15 protein-coding genes are annotated in these 18,960 nt (G+C 69.1%); 10 read left to right on the top strand and 5 right to left on the bottom strand.

What is annotated here, in order from left to right:
• Positions 1 to 18 precede the first annotated feature (18 nt).
• A complete protein-coding gene (locus FOB47_RS06875; RefSeq protein WP_174780393.1) occupies positions 19 to 474 on the bottom strand; it encodes a nuclear transport factor 2 family protein in 456 nt (151 codons plus the stop codon).
• 337 nt (positions 475 to 811) lie between these two features.
• Between FOB47_RS06875 and FOB47_RS06870 the strand changes: the two genes are divergently transcribed.
• Positions 812 to 3,721 (top strand): EAL domain-containing protein, encoded by a 2,910-nt coding sequence (locus tag FOB47_RS06870; protein ID WP_174780392.1) that lies wholly within the window; start codon positions 812 to 814, stop codon positions 3,719 to 3,721.
• Positions 3,722 to 3,725: 4 nt separating this feature from the next.
• Here FOB47_RS06870 and FOB47_RS06865 read toward each other — a convergent pair whose 3' ends face one another.
• Positions 3,726 to 4,967: an acyl-CoA dehydrogenase family protein gene (locus tag FOB47_RS06865; protein ID WP_174780391.1), complete on the bottom strand. Its 1,242-nt coding sequence runs from the start codon at positions 4,965 to 4,967 to the stop codon at positions 3,726 to 3,728.
• Positions 4,968 to 5,148: 181 nt separating this feature from the next.
• Here FOB47_RS06865 and FOB47_RS06860 point away from each other — a divergent pair, with 181 nt between their 5' ends.
• The 5 genes from FOB47_RS06860 to FOB47_RS06840 all read left to right on the top strand — a co-directional run bounded on the left by FOB47_RS06860 (position 5,149) and on the right by FOB47_RS06840 (position 10,571).
• Positions 5,149 to 6,261 carry an LLM class flavin-dependent oxidoreductase gene (locus FOB47_RS06860; RefSeq protein WP_174780390.1) on the top strand — a complete coding sequence of 371 codons (1,113 nt, stop codon included), beginning with the start codon at positions 5,149 to 5,151 and terminating at the stop codon, positions 6,259 to 6,261.
• Between the two features lie 80 nt (positions 6,262 to 6,341).
• Positions 6,342 to 7,367, top strand: a complete 1,026-nt coding sequence (locus FOB47_RS06855) for an ABC transporter substrate-binding protein (protein ID WP_174780389.1) — start codon at positions 6,342 to 6,344, stop codon at positions 7,365 to 7,367.
• Between the two features lie 3 nt (positions 7,368 to 7,370).
• Entirely contained in the window at positions 7,371 to 8,462 is a 1,092-nt protein-coding gene (locus FOB47_RS06850) for an ABC transporter permease (protein ID WP_174780388.1), read from the top strand.
• Entirely contained in the window at positions 8,456 to 9,322 is an 867-nt protein-coding gene (locus tag FOB47_RS06845) for an ABC transporter ATP-binding protein (protein ID WP_244959182.1), read from the top strand. Before FOB47_RS06850 ends, FOB47_RS06845 begins: the two co-directional genes overlap by 7 nt.
• 52 nt (positions 9,323 to 9,374) lie before the next feature.
• Positions 9,375 to 10,571, top strand: coding sequence for a c-type cytochrome (locus FOB47_RS06840; protein ID WP_174780387.1), 1,197 nt, complete (start codon positions 9,375 to 9,377; stop codon positions 10,569 to 10,571).
• A gap of 47 nt (positions 10,572 to 10,618) precedes the next feature.
• Here the strand turns inward: FOB47_RS06840 and FOB47_RS06835 are convergent, their stop codons facing one another.
• Positions 10,619 to 11,506, bottom strand: a complete 888-nt coding sequence (locus tag FOB47_RS06835; protein ID WP_174780386.1) for a LysR family transcriptional regulator — start codon at positions 11,504 to 11,506, stop codon at positions 10,619 to 10,621.
• Between the two features lie 109 nt (positions 11,507 to 11,615).
• Here FOB47_RS06835 and FOB47_RS06830 point away from each other — a divergent pair, with 109 nt between their 5' ends.
• From FOB47_RS06830 to FOB47_RS06815, 4 genes are all read left to right on the top strand, one after another.
• Complete coding sequence (locus FOB47_RS06830; protein ID WP_053823744.1) at positions 11,616 to 12,617, top strand: ornithine cyclodeaminase family protein; 1,002 nt, start codon at positions 11,616 to 11,618, stop codon at positions 12,615 to 12,617.
• Positions 12,614 to 13,525 carry a phosphate/phosphite/phosphonate ABC transporter substrate-binding protein gene (locus FOB47_RS06825; protein WP_174780385.1) on the top strand — a complete coding sequence of 304 codons (912 nt, stop codon included), beginning with the start codon at positions 12,614 to 12,616 and terminating at the stop codon, positions 13,523 to 13,525. The genes FOB47_RS06830 and FOB47_RS06825 overlap by 4 nt, the downstream gene beginning before the upstream one ends.
• A 23-nt stretch (positions 13,526 to 13,548) precedes the next feature.
• Positions 13,549 to 14,526 (top strand): Bug family tripartite tricarboxylate transporter substrate binding protein, encoded by a 978-nt coding sequence (locus FOB47_RS06820; RefSeq protein ID WP_174780927.1) that lies wholly within the window; start codon positions 13,549 to 13,551, stop codon positions 14,524 to 14,526.
• A 101-nt stretch (positions 14,527 to 14,627) separates the two neighbouring features.
• The gene (locus FOB47_RS06815; RefSeq protein WP_174780384.1) at positions 14,628 to 15,308 is read left to right on the top strand and encodes a DUF2239 family protein; all 681 of its coding nucleotides are present in this window, start codon (positions 14,628 to 14,630) and stop codon (positions 15,306 to 15,308) included.
• A 188-nt stretch (positions 15,309 to 15,496) separates the two neighbouring features.
• Here FOB47_RS06815 and FOB47_RS06810 read toward each other — a convergent pair whose 3' ends face one another.
• Complete coding sequence (locus FOB47_RS06810; protein WP_174780383.1) at positions 15,497 to 16,897, bottom strand: sigma-54-dependent transcriptional regulator; 1,401 nt, start codon at positions 16,895 to 16,897, stop codon at positions 15,497 to 15,499.
• Positions 16,894 to 18,813: a sensor histidine kinase gene (locus FOB47_RS06805; protein WP_174780382.1), complete on the bottom strand. Its 1,920-nt coding sequence runs from the start codon at positions 18,811 to 18,813 to the stop codon at positions 16,894 to 16,896. Before FOB47_RS06805 ends, FOB47_RS06810 begins: the two co-directional genes overlap by 4 nt.
• Positions 18,814 to 18,960 lie beyond the last annotated feature (147 nt).

Here is an 18,960-nt window from a genome sequence, read left to right as displayed (position 1 = left end):
CCCCAGGGCGCCGCGCGCTCAGTGCCGCGGCGCCTTGCCCGTCAGCGTTTCCCGGGCGGCGCCGAGCCGCTCCCCCATCGCCGCGCCCAGGGCCTGCAGCCCGCTCATCGGGCGCACCATCACTTCGAACTCGACGATCCGGCCTTCCTCGTCGAAGCGCAGCATGTCGATGCCCTTGAGCGCCTTGCCGTCGACCTCGGCGCTGAATTCCAGCACGACGCTGCTGCCGTCGCTGCTGGCGAAGGTGCGGTGATAGCGGAAGTTCTGGAATACCGTATTGACGGTCTTCAGCACCAGCTTGATCGCGTCGCGGCCGGGGTAGGGCGTATGCGCGACCGGCGAGCGGAACACGATGCCGTCCGACAGCAGCGGGTCCAGTTCCTCCATCGCATTGCGCTCCAGCAGCCGATGCCAGGCCGCCAGCGTGCGGCGGGCGGCATCGGGCAAGGGCAACGGCTGGTCGTCGATTCCCATCGGGCTCTCCTCTTCGGGTCAAGGGCAGGGAAGGCGCAAAGCGTGCCGAGGGGATTGACCGATGCCGCGGCACGCTTGGCTATGCAACTGGTTGCATTGAGAATAGCAGTGCGCCTCAATGTATGCAACCAGTTGCATTAGAAGCGCGGCTCGGTCGCCAGCCCATGCGAAGCCATCGCCCAACGCCACGATCGCGTATCGCCGCTCACCGAGTGTCGGACAGCGGTGGACAGCAATGCGGCTGACATGTGCGCTACAGTGCCGCCCAATGGACACGGTACGGACGCGGTCATCTCCGCACCGCGCCGCTGTCTGCCATGCAACCATCGCCCCGTTCATGACTCCTCGCGACGCGCCCGGCCGACAACAAGCGCCATCGGAGGATGGCCCATCAGCGCTCGCGCTGTTTCATGGCGACCGCGGCGCGGCCGCGCTAGAGGCCCTGCTCAATGCGCTGCCGCATCCGGTGCTGGTCAAGGATGGCGCCCATCGCTGGCTGCTGCTGAACGACCAGATGTGCGAACTGATGGGCCACAGCCGCGCGGCGCTGCTTGGCCGCACCGATCACGATTTCCTGCCCAGGGAACAGGCCGACGGCTATTGGGCGGTCGACGACGAGGTGTTCGACACCGGCGAGGAGCGCGAGGTCGAGGAGACGCTGACCGCTGCCGACGGCAGCACGCGCGTGCTGGCCACGCGCAAGCGCCGCGTGATGCTGGCCGGACCGGACGGCGCCCCGATGCCGGTGGTGATCGCCTCGATCATCGATATCACCGATATCCGCCGGGCCGAGGGCGCGCTGCGCGAGAGCGAGGCGCACTACCGCCATTCGGTCGAATTGAACCCGCAGGTGCCGTGGACCGCCGATGCGCAAGGGCTGGTGTCCGAAGCCGGGCCGCGCTGGGAGGAGTTGACCGGCAGATCGGTCGAGCAGGGCAAGGGCACCGGCTGGGCCGAGCAGGTCCATCCGGACGACCTGCCCGACACCTTGCGGCGCTGGCGGGACAGCGTCGATACGGGGCAGCCGTTCGACCACGAGTTCCGGCTGCGGATGCAGGACGGCCAATACCGCTGGTTCCGCTCGCGCGCCGCCGCGCGGCGCGACGGCGACGGCAAGGTGGTGCGCTGGTACGGCACGCTGGAAGACATCGACGACCACAAGCGTGCCGAAGCGGCGCTTCGCGAGAGCGAGCGATTCAGCCGCAGCATCCTCGAGAACAGTCCCAACTGCATTCGCGTGCTCGATCTGGACGGACGCGTGCTGTACGCCAATGCGACCGCGTATCGCGTGCTCGAGCTTGACGAGAACGAGCCGGTGCTGGGCGAACGATGGGTCGACCTGGTTCCCGAGAGCTGCCGCGCGGACGCCAGCGCAGCCCTGGACGCGGCCCGCACGGGCGGCATCGGGCGCTTCACGATCCGCCGCCATCTGCGCAGTGGCGCCGTGCAATGGCTCGATACCGTGACGGCCTCGATCCCGGGCGAGCAGGGCCGCCCGGCACGGCTGTTGGCGATCTCGCTGGACGCGACTGAGGCGCGCGAGGCGCGCGACGCGGCCGACCGCGCGCAGCGCGAGGCGCAGCAGCTGGCGCAACGGCTGTCCGCGGTGCTGGAGAGCACCATGGACAGCGTGATCGTGATCGACCGCGCCTGGCGCCTGACCTACTTCAACGGCAATGCCGCCCGGGCGTTGCAGGAACGCACCCCCGCGATCGGCCGCAGCCTGTGGGACATGTTTCCAGAGGAGGCAGACGGCGTGTTCGCGCGGCACTACCGGCGCGCACTGGACGAACAGGTGCCGGTCGCCTTCGAGGAATACCTGCCGCCACTGGCGATCTGGCTCGAGGTGCACGCCTATCCGACGGCCGACGGCCTGTCGATCTTCTTCCGCAACATCACCGAACGCCGCCGCGCCGAACAGGAACGCCTGGCCGCGCAACAGCACCTGGCCTACCTGAGCCGGCACGACGCGCTGACCGGTACGCCGAACCGGGTCGCCCTGCGCGAGCATCTGGAACGACTGCTGCGCGAGCGCAGCCGTGCGGCATTGCATTGCCTCGACCTGACCGGCTTCAAGGGCGTCAACGATACCTTCGGCCATGCGGTCGGCGACGCCGTGCTGCGCCAGGTCGCGGACCGCTTGCGCGGCTGCCTGACCGAGGCCGATACCGTCGCGCGGCTGGGCAGCGACGAGTTCGTCGTGGTGCAGACGCCGGTCGCCGATGGCGGGGAGGCGGCCGCGCCGGCGCGCCGCATCCAGTCGTGCCTGTCCGAGCCGTTCACCATCGATGGGCATACGTTGACGCTGGGGGCGAGCGTCGGCATCGCCGTCGCGCCCGAGCACGGGGAGCAGCCCGACGATCTGCTGCGCGCCGCCGATATCGCGCTGGACCACGCCAAGCGCGAGGGCCCCTCCAGCGTGCTCGCCTTCCACGCCGACATGGACGCGCAGCTGCGCGCCCGCGTCGCGATCAAGCGCGACCTGCACCAGGCGCTGGCCGACGGACAGCTCCTGCTGCATTACCAGCCGGTCTACGACCTGCGCTCGGGACAGATCGGCTGCTTCGAAGCGCTGCTGCGCTGGCAGCATCCCGAGCGCGGCACGATTTCGCCGGCCGAGTTCGTGCCGATGGCCGAGGAGACGGGCCTGATCGTGCCGATCGGCGCCTGGGTGTTGCGCGCGGCGAGCCGGCAGGCCGCGGCGTGGCCGGCGGCGGTGTCGGTGGCCGTCAACCTGTCGCCGCTGCAGTTCCGCGATCCGGCGCTGGTCGATACGGTGCGGCAAGCGCTGGACGAGGCGGGACTTCCGCCCGCGCGGCTGCAGCTGGAGATCACCGAATCGGTGCTGCTGCAGGAGAGCCAGTCCAATCTGTCGACGCTGCAGGCGTTGCGCGAGGTCGGTGTGCGCATCGCGATGGACGACTTCGGCACCGGCTACTCGTCGCTGGGCTATCTGCGCAGTTTTGCCTTCGACAAGATCAAGCTCGACCGCTCCTTCGTCACCGATCTGCATGGCGGCCACGAAGCGCGGGCGATCCTGCACGCGGTGGCCAGCCTCGGCGCGGCGTTCCAGCTCGTGACCACGGCCGAGGGCATCGAGACCGAGAGCCAGCTCGCCGCGGTGCGCGAGGAGGGCTATGACGAGGGGCAGGGCTATCTGTTCGGTCCGCCGGTGCCGGCGGCGCAGGCACTGCAACTGCTAGGGCGCGGCGCCAGCGAGTACATCGCCGGGCGCGCGGCATCATGAGCCATCACGCCAGCGCATGCCTGCCCGCCGCGATCAGGATCGCGTCGTCCTGCGGCGTATGCACGCGGCTGCAGAGCACGTCGCGGTAGTGGCGCTCCAGCGGGTTGTTGCGGCTCAGTCCGTGATTGCCGGCCAGTTGCAGCGCGAGTTCGACCGCGCGGATCGCATTGCCCGTCACGGTGAACTTCAATAGCCCGCTGCCGGCGAGTGCCGGCGGCTGGCCGGCATCGATGCGCGAGGTCGCGTCGTCGAGCAACGCCTGGTTCGCGTGCAGCAGCGCGGCGATTTCCCCGATGGTCTGCTGCACGCGCGGCAGCGTCGCCAGCGGCGCGCCGAGGCTAGCCGGCGCACGCGTGCGCACGAAATCGCGGACCCAGTCGAAGCCCGCGCGCGCCACCGCATCGTAGAGGCTGCCGAGCAGCACCACCATCCAGGCCTGCTGATCGGCATTGGCGTCGTTATCGGCCTGACTGGCCCCCGCCGGCGTCCATTGTTCGGGCAGGCGGAGATCGACCGCGTATTCCGGCGGAATCCACACATCGTCCAGCACCGTCTCGTGGCTGCCCGAAGCGCGCAGCCCCAGGTGATTCCAGTTCTCGATCACGCGAATGCCGCGTGCCGGATCGACGGGGCCCGGCACCAGAAACACGCCGACGCGCGGCTGCGGCTCGTCGGTGCGCGCCCATACCGCGAGCCAGCGCAGCGCCGGGATGCCGGTGCAATAGAGCTTGCGCCCCTGCAGGCGCCAGCCGTCCGCCATGCGCGTTGCCACGGTGCCCGGCAGTCCGCCGCGCGAAGGCGAGCCCAGTTCCGGCTCGACGCGCAGGGCGTTGATCAGCGCGCCCTCGGACACGGCGCTGCCGAACACCTGCTGCGCGGCCGGCGGCGGCCAATGCCTGTCGTCGCGGGCGATTGCGCGGTGCTGCAGATAGGTCATCGTCAGCACCAGCGCGGTGGCGGCATCGCCGGCTGCGACAGCCGCGACGATGCGGCGCGCCCGCGCGAGGTTCGCGCCGGCTCCGCCATGGGCTTGCGGCACGACCTGCGCGATCAGGCCATGGCGATGCAGCAGCGCGAAGTTCTCGTGCGCAAAGCTGCCGTCGGCATCGTGCCGCGCGGCGGTCGCCGCGAATGCCGTGCGCAAGGCGTCGAGCGTGATGTCGAGCGTGTCGTTGCGCATGCGGTCCAGCATACGGTCCAGATGCGGCTCGCTGGCAGGCAATCGAAGCAAGGTGGAGGAAGGCATGACGGTCGTTCCCTGTGCGGATTCGGATCGGCGCCTAGCGTAACGCCGCGATGCCGCTTCGATGAACGATGCAAATCGAATATGGAGTTTCGTTTTTATTCGTTCGGCCACGCGCGGGTTTGCCTTACGTTTGTCGCCAGATTCCGCCGCCGTGACCGCAGCGGGCGACACAGGAGAACCCATGAGCGTCGACATCATCGGCATGATCCAGAGCCAGAAGCAATCCGAGATCCATCCGCCCAGCGGGCCCGTGGTGGATCGCGACTATGTGCGGGCCTTCGCGCAGGCGCACGAGCAGGCCGGCTTCGACCGCATCCTGGTGCCGCACCATTCCACCGGGCCGTCCGCCACGCTGACGATCGCGTATGCGGCCGCGGTGACCGAACGAATCCACTTCATGCTGGCGCATCGGCCCGGCTTTACCGCGCCGACGCTGGCCGCGCGGCAGATCGCGACGCTGGACCAGTTCAGCGGCGGCCGGCTCGGCGTGCATTTCATCTCCGGCGGCTCGGACGACGAGCAGAAGCGCGATGGCGATTTCCTCGGTCACGACGAACGCTATGCGCGCACCGACGAATACCTCGGCATCCTGCGCCGGATCTGGACCGCACCGGAGCCCTTCGATCACGAGGGCCGCTTCTACCGCTTCCAGCGCGGCTTTTCCGAGGTCAAGCCGGCACAGCGGCCGCATGTGCCGATCTACTTCGGCGGTGCCTCCGCCCCGGCGATCGCGGTGGCCGGCAAGCACGCCGACGTCTATGCGCTGTGGGGCGAATCGCTGGACCAGGTCCGCGAGCTGACCGCGCGGGTACGGGCGGAGGCGGCGAAGCATGGCCGCCAGATCCGCTTCTCGGTGTCGTTCCGGCCGGTGCTGGCCGACACCGAGCAGAAGGCCTGGGCGCGTGCCGACCGCATTCTCGAACGCACCCGCGCGCTGCGCGTGCAACAGGGCTACAGCCGCGGCGGGCCGCAGCAGAGCGAGGGCGCACGCCGCCTGCTGGCCGCCGCCGAGCAGGGCGATCGCGTCGATACCCGGCTGTGGACCGCGATCGCGCGCGAGACCGGCGGCCGGTCCAATTCGACGGGCCTGGTCGGTACGCCCGAACAGGTCGCGCACGCGCTGCTCGATTACTACGACCTTGGCGTGACCACCTTCCTGATCCGCGGCTTCGATCCGCTTGACGATGCGATCGACTACGGCCGCGAGCTGATCCCTCGTCTGCGCGCGCTGGTGGCCGAACGCGATGCGCGGCGGGAGCGCGAGCAGCAACAAGGGCAACGGCAGGCGGCATGAACCTTGCTGCCCGGCCTGACCGACAACCGCATGCCGAGACTCGAACCAACAACACGTAGAACCACGGGAGCCGCATCACCATGAGCCAACGCCAATCCCCCTCCGATGCAACGCCCACTGCCCGGCGGCGCGACGTGCTGCGCCTGGCCGGTGCCGCGGCGATCGCCGCACCGGCGCTGATGCTGGGCCGGCGCGCCTGGTCCGCGCCGCGCAAGCTGACCTTTGCGTGGAACCAGAATTCGTTCTGCCTGACGCCGATCGTGGTCGCGCAGGAGAAGGGCTTCTTCGAGAGGAACGGCCTGCAGGTCGATCTGATCAACTACAGCGGCTCCACCGACCAGCTGCTCGAGTCGATCGCCACCGGCAAGGCCGATGCCGCGGTCGGCATGATCCATCGCTGGCTCAAGCCGCTGGAGGCCGGCTTCGACGTCAAGATCATCGGCAGCTCGCACGGCGGCTGCGTGCGGCTGGTAGGCGCGAAGGCGGCGGGCGTCACCAGCCTGCAGGCGCTGAAGGGCAAGACGGTCGGCGTCAGCGATCTGGCCGCGCCGGGCAAGCACTTCTTCACGATCCTGCTGGCCAAGAACGGCATCGACCCGGACAAGGACGTGACGTGGCGCCAGTATCCGGCCGACCTGCTGGGCGTGGCGGTCGACAAGGGCGAGATCCAGGCGATCGCGGACGGCGACCCGAATCTCTATCTGCTGGAGAAGCGCACCAACGGCGCCTATGTCGAACTGGCGACCAACCTGACGGGCGAATACGCGCGCAAGGTCTGCTGCGTGGTCGGCGCACGCGGCGAACTGGTCCGCAACGATCGGCCCGCGGCGTCCGCGCTGGCGCGTGCGATCGTGCAGGCGACCGACTTCGTGCACGAGAACCCGAACGAGGCCGCCAAGGTGTTCGCCAAATACTCGCCGAAGATCTCGCTGGACGACCTGCGCAAGCTCTATGCGACGCTGACCTATACCCATCATCCGACGGGCGTCGACCTGCGCGATGAAATCGCCTTCTATGCCGACGATTTCCGCAAGATCGGCGTGATCAAGAAGACCACCGATCCGCAACGCCTGGCGCAGCACGTCTACGCCAATGTCCTGGGATAAATCATGAGTACGCATCAAGCTGCGTTCGAGGCGGCGCGCGATGGCGGGCCGACGACGCGCCGGGCCGCACGCGCTTCCGCCTCCGCCTCGCCTTCGGGACCTTCCGCGACGGCGGCCCCCGCGGCCGCGCCGACACAATGGCCCGTCGGCTACATTGCCGCGCTGGCATGGGCCGGCTTCGGCCTGTTGACCTGGCGCTGGCCCAACCGGGTCGCTGGATTCAGCGACTGGGCCTATACCGCCGAACTCGGCATCGCGGCGCTCGCCGTGGCGGCCGCGCTCGCGCTGGCGGCAGTCATCGGTCCACGCGTAGGGGCGGGCCGCCGCGGGTGGTCGGCACTTCGCGCTGCCGGGCCATGGCTGGTGGCCGTGCCGTTGGTGCTGGGCGCATGGGAATACCTGACCGCCAAGACCGCCACACTGCCGACGCCGTTCTTCGCGCCGCCACAGGCGCTGATCGAGGTCTATCTCGACGACTGGCGCCGCCTCGGCGACAGCGCGCTGAACACGCTGAAGCTGCTGGGCTTCGGCGTCGCGCACGGCGCGTTGGTCGGCTTCCTGATCGGCGTATCGATCGGGTGGTCGCGGCGGATCGGCTATTGGGTGCATCCGCTGCTGCGCGTGCTCGGCCCCTTGCCGTCGACCGCGTTGCTGCCGCTGACCTTCTACTTCTTCCCGTCGAGCTATTCGGCCGCGATATTCCTGATCGCGCTGGCGACGGCCTTCCCGGTCGCGGTGCTGACGTGGTCGGGTGTGGCCAGCGTCGACAAGCGCTATTACGACGTGGCGCGAACGATGGGCGCGTCGGGCTGGTTCCTGGTGTTGCGCGTCGCGATTCCGGCAGCCTTGCCGCAGGTGTTCGTCGGCCTGTTCATGGGGCTGGGCGCGTCGTTCTCGGTGCTGGTCACCGCAGAGATGATGGGCGTCAAGTCGGGACTGGGCTGGTACCTGACCTGGGCGCAGGGCTGGGCCTCGTACGTGAACATGTACGCGGCGCTGATCGTGATGGCGCTGTTGTTCTCCGGGGTCATCACATTGTTGTTCGCGCTGCGCGACCGCGCGCTGTCGTGGCAGAAGGGGACCGTCAAATGGTGAGCGCGGCGATGGCGGACGAGGCGCAGGCGACGGTGGCGCGCGGATTGGCACGCCCGCACCATCAAGGAAGCGACGGGACGGGTGAGGTCATCGAAGGAGAGGGCGCCGGGGCTCGCATCGAGGTACGGCAGGTCAGCCATTGGTTCGGGGAAGGCGAGACGCGGCTGCAGGTGCTGGACCGCGTGAACCTGAACGTCGAGCCGGGAGAGTTCGTTGCGCTGCTGGGGCCCAGCGGCTGCGGCAAGTCGACCTTGCTGCGGCTGGTCGCCGGCCTCGACGCGCCGGTGGAAGGGCGGATCCTGCAGGACGGCGCGACGATCGCCGAGCCGGACCCGTCGCGCATCGTCGTATTCCAGGACCCGACGCTGTTTCCATGGCGGCGCGTCTGGGACAACGTGGCGCTCGGTCTGCAGGCACGCGGCCTGCTGGGCCGCGAACACCATCGCGTCGACGCCGCGCTCGAACGGGTCGGCCTGAAGGACTTCGCGCGCGCGTTTCCGCATCAGCTGTCCGGCGGCATGGCGCAGCGCGTGGCGCTGGCGCGCGCGCTGGTCAACGATCCGCGCCTGCTGGTCCTGGACGAGCCGCTCGGCAAGCTCGATTCGCTGACGCGGCTGGCGATGCAGAGCGAGCTGGTCGCGCTGTGGCAGCGTGCCGGCTTCTCGGCCCTGCTGGTCACGCACGATGTCGAGGAGGCGCTGTTCCTGGCCCAGCGCGTGATCGTCTTCAGCGATCGGCCGGCGCGCATCCGCGCGGAGATCGATGTCGATCTGCCGTACCCGCGCCATCGCGGCGATCCCAGGCTGACCGAGATGCGGCACGAGGCGCTGCGGCATCTGGGCCTGGACGCCAGCTGGTGATCGCCGGCGTGCTGGGGCCCGTGTTCCGACAAGCCATGGCGCGAGCGGTGCGATGAATGGCGTGGTGTTGCCGGCCTGGCTCGATACGCTGTTGGCCATCGTCGAGCACGCGCAGCTCGGCATGCTGGGGCTATGGCACTGGCTGGGCCTGACTGGCGACGTGCACGGGCAGCCGGCCTGGCCCTGGAGCCATCGGATTGCCGGCGAAACCTTGCTGATCGATCTCGGCGTGGCGAGGCAGCTCGCGTGGACGGGGATCGCCGTCGCGCTGTCGCTGGTGGCGATGCTGCTGGCGCTGGCATGGCGGCGCCGCCGTGCGGTGCTGCTGGCGATGGCGGCCGCCGGCCTGCTGCTGGCGCCCTGGCCAGCGCCGGCGCTGCTGTTCGTGCCGGCGGCGCCGACCAGCTTTCATGCCAGTCCAACAGGATTTTCGGTGGAGGCGATCTCCCTCGGCGCCCGCATCTATGGCCAGCATTGCGCGGCCTGCCACGGCGACGACGGCCGCGGCGAAGGTCCGCTGGCGGCAACGTTGCCGCGCTGGCCGCCGACGCTGGTCAGTCCCTTGCTCGCGCGGCGTGCCGATGGCGAGCTGTTCTGGCATATCGCCGATGGCATGCGCGATGGCAATGGCGGCCTGGCGATGCCCGCATTCGCCGGCGTATTGGCCGACGAGGAGATCTGGGCCGTGCTCGACTACGCCAAGGCGCTGGCCGCGGGCGAGGGCGCCAAGTCGGCAGGCAGCTGGCCGATGGCCTTGCCGGTTCCCGATATGGCGATACGCTGCGGCGCCGACACGCCGCGCCGATTGGCGCAGTGGCGCGACGGCCAGCGGCTGCGGCTGGTGGCCTTCGACGGTTCGCCCGATCGCATTCCGCTCGAGGATCCGCGCTTCCTGACGCTGCTGGTGACGCCCGACGGCAGGCCGCCCGCTTCGGTGCCGCAGTTCCGCAGCGATTGCGGGGCGGTGTCGCCGCAGGCCTGGGATACCGTCGCGCGGCTCGCCGGTGTCGCGCCGGAGCGCCTTGCCGGCGCCGAGCTGCTTGCCGATCGCGGTGGCTGGCTGCGTGCACGCGGCACGCCGCAGCAGAAGGGCTGGTCCGATGCCGATCTGCTGTGCGAGTCGGGCCAGGCGTCCAGGCCGGCGGCCAGCGCGACAGCCGAAAAGCCGGCCCCCGATGGGCTGACCGCGCTGCTGTTGCGAATGGATGCGGAGCCAGTGCGCTTCGTCAAGGGCGGCATCGTGCATTAGCGGAAGGCATGGCAGCGCAGCGCCCCCGCCCCCGCCCCGCCGCGCGTTTACCGCTTCATCATCGCCACCAGCGTATCGACGAAGTCGAGCGCCAGCCGCGACAGCGGTTCGGTCTCGACATGGAAGATCTGCGCCGACGCGGTGACGCGCGTCCTGACCGGCACCGCGACGATATCGGGCCAGCTCTGGCCGAACACCGTCATCGCGTCGACCAGCGCGATGCCCGCCCCCGCCTGCGCCAGGGCACGCGCGACGTGCGCCTGTTCCACCTGCACGCTGAAGTCGGGTTGGTCAGCCTCGCCGCCGAACATCTCGCGGATCAGCAGCCCGAACGGCACATCGTCGCCGTAGCCGATCAGCGCCTCGCCGGCCAGGTCGGCAGGCCGTACCGCGCTGCGCCCGGCGAGACGATGGCCCTCGGGCACCAGCGCGACGATCGGATTGCGCGCCAGCACGCGCGCCTCCAGGTTCGGATGCGTCAGCGGCATCGTCGATACGCCGAGCTCGGCCTGCCCCGACAGCAGCGTGCGCAGCATGTTGGTGGGAATCTGCGTGCGCACCACGATGCGGACTTCGGGATGCGCCAGACGGAAGCGCGCAATCGCACGGGGCAGCACCGTCTGCCCCAGATTGGGGCTGCACGACACGCGCAGGCTGCCGGTGCGGTTTGCCGCCAGATCCTCGGCGATCTCGTTGACGCGCTCGATGCCGTCATAGACCGCGTTGACCTCGGCCAGCATGCGGCGCGCTTCCGGCGTCGGATACAGCCGCCCCTTGGTGCGCCGAAACAGCGCGAAGCCCAGGCGCTGCTCGGTATGCGACAGCAGGCGGCTGATCGCCGGCTGCGAAACATACAGCAGCTTGGCGGCGGCGCTGATCGAGCCCGTCAGCATCACGGCGCGGAACACTTCGATCTGGCGCAGATTGATTTTCATGGCATAACAAGATGTTAAGCGTCACCGATATATAAGCATATGACAGTCATGGCCGCGCTCCCTACACTGATTTCGACGATTCCACGATTCCACGACATCAGGAGACGGTATGAGCGACATCCATCTGACCTACCTCAACGGCAAGGACATCGCCCGGCTGGAGATGACCGACGCGGAGATCCTTGCCGCGGTCGAGCAGGGGCTGGTGGCGCAGGGCAATGGGCAGACCGTGATCGAGCCGCGCATGCATCTGATTCCGGACCCCGCCTTCAATGGGCACTTCAATGTGCTGCGCGGTTATGTCGCGCCGCTCGGGCTGGCGGGGGTCAAGATCGTCGGCGACTTCGTCGACAACTACAAGCAGGGCCTGCCATCGGAAATGGCGCTGCTGAATCTGTTCGACCCGCGCACCGGCATGCCGGTCGCCGTGATCGACGCGACCTTCATTACGGACGCTCGCACCGGGGCGCTGACCGCGCTCGGCGCGCGCCATCTGGCGCGGCGCAACAGCAAGGTGCTCGGCCATATCGGTGCGCGCGGTACCTCGTACTGGAATATCAGGCTGCTCGACAGCCTGTTCGATTTCGACGAGATCCGCGTGCATTCGCGCCGCCCCGAAAGCCGCAATGCATTTGCGGCGAGGCTCGAGCGCGATCTCGGCAAGCCGATCGTCGTGACCGAGGACTGGGAGTCGTGCGTGCGCGGCGCCGATATCGTCGTCGAAGCCTCGCGGCTGGAGCGGCCGACGCCGCTGTTGAAGACCGAATGGATCTCGCGCGGCGCGTTCGTCGTGCCCTACGGCACGATGAGCGCGGTCGAGCTGTCGCTGACCGACATCATGGACAAGCTGGTGGTCGACGACTGGAGCCAGTGCAAGGGAGGCATGTTCGGCTCGCTGCGCGCGCATGTCGAGGCCGGCAAGCTGTCGGAGCAGACGCTGCATGCCGAGCTCGGCGAGATCGTCGCCGGACGCAAACCGGGGCGGCAGAGCGACGAGGAGACCAATCTGTTCTGGCATCGCGGCCTGTCGCTCAGCGATATCGCGCTCGGCCACGCAATCATGGAGAAGGCCCAGCGCATGGGCATCGGGCAAAGGCTGGTCTACGCATGATCGCCAATGCAAGGATGTACTCGGTGTCGCCGCAGGCCGCCAAGGCCTGGCGGGCGCTGCTGATGCGCGTGGCGCAACGCGCCGGCGTGGCGCTGGACTACGTCGAGCATGATGCGCCGGCACCGATCCGTGCATTGTGGGACCGCGACGATTGCGCCTGCGTGCTGATGTGCGGCTATCCGTTTGCGACCGCGCCGGTGCGCTACCGGCTGCTTGCTGCGCCGGTGCCCGATCTGCCGCGCTATGGCGGCCTGCCGCGCTATTTCAGCGAATTCATCGTGCGCGCCGATACGTCCCGCACCTCGCTGGCGCAGACCTTCGGCACGCGCCTTGCGTGCATGCTGCCGGAGTCGAATTCGGGCTACAACGCGCCGCGCCGCTATCTGATGGAGTTCGGCCTGGTGGACGGGGCGTTGTATCTGCCGACCGACGACGCCACGCCGACACCGCAGGACGTGATCGACGCGGTGATCGCGGGGCGCGCCGAGGTCGGCGTGGTCGACAGCTATGTGCTCGACTTGCTGCGGCTGCATGCGCCAGAACGGATCGCCGCCGTGCGCACGCTGGCGGTGACGCAGTCCTCGCCGATTCCGCCGCTGGTCGCTTCTCCCGGCATCGGCGAAGACATCGCGGCGCGGCTGCGCGAGGCATTGGCGCACGCGCATCGCGACCCGGAATGCGGCGAGGCGCTTGCCGTGCTGCGGCTGTCGCGCTTTGCGGCAATGGTGCCGGACGACTATCGGCGCCTGGTCCGCTGGGCGCACGAGGCGGATCGCGCGGGGGTGGCGCTGACCGCGGCGACACCGGTTGTGCAGGGTATCTTGCCGTTTTTGCCGGAGTCCGTGCCGGCGTCATTGTCGGAGCCTTCGCTGGAGTCCTTGCGGCACCCATCCGATCCATTGGCCTGATCCACTCTCGGAGAATCACGATGATGCGTTTGCTTTCCACGATACTCGGTGCGCTGCTCGCGGCGAGCGTGCCGCTTGGCGCGTCGGCGCAGGGGGGCGGGCAAGCCTATCCCGCCAAGCCAATACGGCTGGTCGTGCCGTTTGCCGCCGGCGGTCCGGCCGACGTGCTCGGACGTACGGTAGGCGAGGGGCTGTCCAAACGCTGGAGCCAACCGGTCGTCGTCGAGAACAAGGCCGGCGCGGCCGGCACGATCGGCGTCGATCAGGTCGCCAAGGCCGCGCCCGATGGCTATACGCTGGCCGTGGTGCCGGTCGGCAATATCGCCGTCAATCCGTCGCTGATGCCGAACCTGCCGTACAAGGCGGCCGACCTGGTGCCGGTCGCGATGCTGGCCACGGCCGAAAACGTGCTGGTGGTTCACCCCGGCGTCCCGGCGAAGTCGCTTGCCGACCTGCTGAAGCTCGCACGCCAGCAGCCCGGCAAGCTGACCTTTGCCTCGCCGGGCGCGGGCAGCCAGGCGCATCTGGCCGGTGAACTGCTGCAGCTCGACGCCAACGTCAAGCTGATCCACGTGCCCTACAAGGGCGTCAGCCCGGCGATGACGGACCTCGTCGGCGGCCAGGTCACGATGATGTTCGCGCAGATGTCGGCGGCGCTGCCGTATATCCAGGCCGGCCGCCTGCGCGCACTGGGCGTGGCCAGCGGCAAGCGCTCGGCGGTGCTGCCCGATGTGCCGACCATCGCCGAACAGGGCTTTCCGCAGTTCGAGGCGGTGTCCTGGTATGCGCTGATGGCCCCGGCCGGCACGCCGCGCGAGGTGATCGAACAATTGAGCCGCCAGACCGGCGAAGTGCTGGCCGATCCCGGCCTGAAGAGCAAGCTGGCAACGCTCGGCATGGACGTCGGCGGCGGCACGCCGCGGCAGCTGGCCGAGACGATCCAGAAAGAGACGGCGCGTTGGGCGGCGGTGATCAAGCAGCGGGGAATTTCGGTGGAGTGAGCGGGCAGCAGGGGCGGTGACCGTGTTGGGCAATTTAGCCCGGGTAATATTGACATCTTGTTTTACCCGGATAAAATAGCGCCAGTTCACGGAGATCCAACATGTCGAAACCCGCCACCTGCACCGCGTTCATCGGCGAACGCCTGCTGGCTTCCGGCGCGCCCGGCGCCGTCGCCCTTGCCGTCAAACGCGCCCTCGCGCAACGGGGGGACGACGCGTCGGCGCCAGCGGTACTGGCCTTCGATGATCGCAGCGGCCGCCAGATCGATTTCGACCTGCGCGGCACGGATCAGGAGATTGTCGCGAGGCTGCAGCCGGAGGGGCGACAGCCGGCCTCGGAGCAGACGGAACGCGAAGGGGAAGAGAGCAGGGGCGAACCCCGGACGCCAGGCCGTCCCAGGCTCGGCGTGGTGGCGCGCGAGGTAACCCTGCTGCCGCGCCACTGGGAATGGCTCGCCGCACAGCCGGGCGGCGCTTCGGTGACGCTGCGCAAACTGGTCGAGCAGGCGCGTGCCCAGGACGGAGGACGACAGGCGATTCGCGAAGCGCAGCAGGCCGCCGACCGCTTCATGCTTGCGATGCTCGGCAACCAGCCAGGCTACGAGGACGCGTCCCGCGCGCTGTACGCCGGTGACGGCGAGCGCTTCGTGATGCTGACCGAATCATGGCCGCGCGATCTGCGGGATCATGTGCGTCGGCTGGCAGCCGCGGCACTGCAGGGTAGCGAAGTGCTGGCAGACCTCGCAAAGCGCCTTGCTGCATCTGGCGGCAAAGCCAGCTGACACGCATCGGTCGCCGGTGCGCGAGGCCGAGCGCGCCATGGAACATGGCCCGAAAACAGACATGGCCCGCGCGAGGCGAGCCATGTATCGACCTAGAGTCATCACCGTCATGTGCATCCGGGAGAGGACAGGTTAGGGCAGTGGTCGGATTCTAGCGCAGTTCGAAAGTGGGCGGTTCTGCCATCCGACTATTCGGTTCTGTCGCTGACATAGAGCCGCCGTTCGATCCCATGCCGATGCAGCTTGTCGTAGAACGTCTTGCGCGCGATGCCCAGCGATTCCAGTGTCGCCCGTACATTGCCGCCGTTGGCGGCGAGCGTGTCGCGGATCAGCTGGGCTTCGTAGCGGTCCATCCGTTCGGCCAGCGTGCCTTCGCCGCTCGTACCGTCTGACGTCGCGCTCTGCGCGGCAGGCGCGGCCGGCAGCGTATGCACGCCCAGCACGAAGCGTTCGGCGAAATGCAGCAGTTCGCGTACGTTGCCCGGCCAGGCGTGCGTGTTCAGGTAGCGCCGTACCGCATCGTTGAGCGGCGGCGCCTCACGCTGGAAGCGGCGCGCGGCCTGGCCGGTGAAGACCTCGAACAGCAGCGGAATGTCTTCGCGCCGCTCGCGCAGCGGCGGCATATACAGCGTGACGACGTTGAGGCGGTAATACAGGTCCTCGCGGAAATCGCCGCGCTGTGCGGGGTCGCCCAGATCGACCTTGCTGGCCGCGATGACGCGCAGATCGACCGGCCGCATTTCGTTGGTGCCGAGCGGCGCGACGCTGCGCGTCTCCAGCACGCGCAGCAGCTTGAGCTGCACCGACGGCGGCATGCCTTCGATCTCGTCCAGGAACAGCGTGCCGCCATTGGCATGTTCGATGCGGCCGATCCGCTTGCGTTGCGCGCCGGTGAAGGCACCGGGTTCGTGGCCGAACAGCTCGCTCTCGATCACGCTCTCGGGCAGCGCCGCGCAATTGAGCGCGACCAGTTCGCCGGCGCTGCGACGGCTCCACCGATGCAGCGCGGTCGCGGCCATTTCCTTGCCGCTGCCGGTCTCGCCGACCACCAGCACATCCACGTCCGCGTCGGCGATATGGCGGATGGTCTGGCGCAGCCGCTCCATCGCGGGCGTCACGCCGATCAGCGGCCAGGCGCTCTCCGCTTGCGTCGCGGCGTCCTGCAGCCGGCGGTTTTCCAGCACCAGCCGGCGCCGCTCCCAGGCATGGCCGACAGCGGTCAGCAAGCGGTGAGTGGCGTAGGGCTTCTCGAGAAAATCGTAGGCGCCACGGCGCATCGCCTCGACCGCTTGCGCGATATCGCCATGGCCGGTGATGAAGATCACCGGCAGGCTGGCGTCGCGTTCGAGCACGCGTTCGAACAGTTGCAGGCCGTCGAGCCCCGGCATCCGCATATCGGTGACCAGCACCTCCGGATAGCCGTCGCGCAGGCTGTCGAGAAAGGATTGCGCGCTGGCGTGCGCGTCGACCCGATAGCCGGCCAGCGTCAGGCTCTCGGCCGCGGCTGCGCGGACATCGTGGTCGTCGTCGACCAGGGCGACCCGGCGCACCGGGCCATGGCTGGCCTGGCCTTCGGTGGTTTGCATCATGGGGATGAATTCAATGTGATGGTGAAGATGGCGCCGCCAGGCCCGCCGCTTTCCGTGCTGCCGGAGCGCGTATCGAGCGTGCCGCCGAAGTCGGCGACGATGTCGCGGCTGATCACCAGCCCCAGCCCCATGCCTTCGCGCTTCGAGGTGGAGAAGGGGGTGAACAGCCGCTCGGCGATGTCGGGCGCGATGCCGGGACCGTTGTCGGCGATCTCGATGCGAACACGCGCTTCGTCGGCATGCGTCGCGATGTCGATCCGCGCATCGTCGCGGTCGGCCACGGCGTCCAGCGCGTTCTGCAGCAGATTGACCAGCACCTGTTCGAGCCGCAGGCGTTCGGCCTGCACGCGCAGACCCTTGTCGCCGGAACGCACCAGCGCGACGGGCTGCGTGCGCAGGCGCGGCCCGAGCAACAGCAGCGCGCCGTCGATCGCGTCGTCCACCGGCGTCGGCTCTCGTGCGCCCGAACCCTTGCGGGCAAACGCGCGCAGCTGGCCCGTAATGGCGCCGATGCGCTCGGTCAATGCGCCGATGCGCGCGAGGCTGGAGCGGGCCCCCTCGGCCTCGCCGCGCTCCAGATAGCTGCCGGCGTTGTCCGCATAGCTGCGGATCGCGGCCACCGGCTGGTTGATCTCGTGCGCGACGCCGGCGGCGATCTGGCCGAGGAAGGTCAGCTTGTTGGCCTGCACCAGTTCTTCCTGCGCGGCATGGAGACGCAGCTCGGCCTGCCGGCGCTCTTCCATTTCCGCGCGCAGCTGGTCGTTGGCGGCCTGCAGTTCGGCGGTGCGCGCCTGCACGCGCGCCGTCAATTCGGCGCGGATCGCGGCCTGCTGAGCGTTGTGCCGCCGCAGCCGGCGCCGTGCGTAGATCGCGGTGGCGACGGCGATACAGGCGAGCAGCAGCACCACCAGCGCCTGCGCCTGCATCCGCGCCGCGGTGCCGGTCCGCTCGTCGCGGCTGGGCGCCAGCAGGTGGAAGGTCCAATGCGTGGAGGGCACGGGCAAGGCAACGTGGATATAGCTGTCGCCGGCCGGATGGCCGGGCACGTCCGCACGCACCTCCTCGCCGCTGGCAGGCGGCTTGCGCGCCGGTGCGCCACCGGCCGCGGCCGAAAACGGCCGGACCGGCAGCGGGGCGAAGGTCCCATCGCCAAACTGCAGGCTGCGCCGCAACTGCTCGGCCGCTGCCTCGCCCAGCGGCACCAGCGAGCCAAAGCGCCATCCGGGCTCGCTGGTCAGCAGCACCACGCCGTCGCTGTTGGTGACGAAGACCGGCTCGGCCAGATGCGCCCAGTCTTCCTCCAGGCCGGGGAACTCGACCTTGACGACCACCACACCCAGCGGCTGTCCGCTTGCTTCCTCGATCCGGTGCGACAGGTACAGGCCGGGGCGGCGGCTGATCGTGCCGAGGGCGAAGTGCTCGGCGGCGCCGCCGGCCATCGCGCCCTGGTAGTAGGGCCGGAAGGCGTAGTTCTCGCCGACGAAGCTGTCGGGGCCGCGCCAATTGCTCGAGGCGACCGTCAGGCCGCGGCGGTCCACCGCGTAGATCACCGAGGCGCCGGTGCCGGCCGCCAGTGCCTCGAGCTTGCCGTTGAGCGCGGCAAGGCGCTGCGGGTCGGCCGTCGCCAGCGCCGTCTTCAGGTCCGGGTCCTGCGCCAGCACGAACGGCAGCGCGCGATGTTTCTCGAGATCCCGCCGCAGCGTGGCAACGTTGAACTGCGCGGCCGTCAGCGCACGCTGGGTGACCGCGGCGGTGGCCTCGCGATGCGCCGCGCGCTCGACCCACCGCAGCACCGCGACGGTCAGCGCCAGCATCAGCAGCACCGCCAGGGCCACCCCGACAGCGGCGCGCGGCGAGAAGGACCGGCGCGCGGGCGTTGGGTCGGCCGGCAGGGTGGAGGCGGGCGGTTCGGCCATCGTGAGCGGTGGAGTGGGCGCGGGGTAGCGGATCGGTCGAGCCTGCAGAGCCGAGGCCTGCAGGGTCGCGTGTGCGGCAAAAGTTGTGTGGATTTCCATACAACCGGACCGAATTCTATGTGGATTTCCACTCAAACGCCAGCGAGC

This window comes from Cupriavidus gilardii, assembly GCF_013347325.1.
Lineage (GTDB): Bacteria > Pseudomonadota > Gammaproteobacteria > Burkholderiales > Burkholderiaceae > Cupriavidus > Cupriavidus gilardii.
Note: the sequence above shows the minus strand (reverse complement) of the source record. Positions and strands in the feature narration are given on the sequence as shown.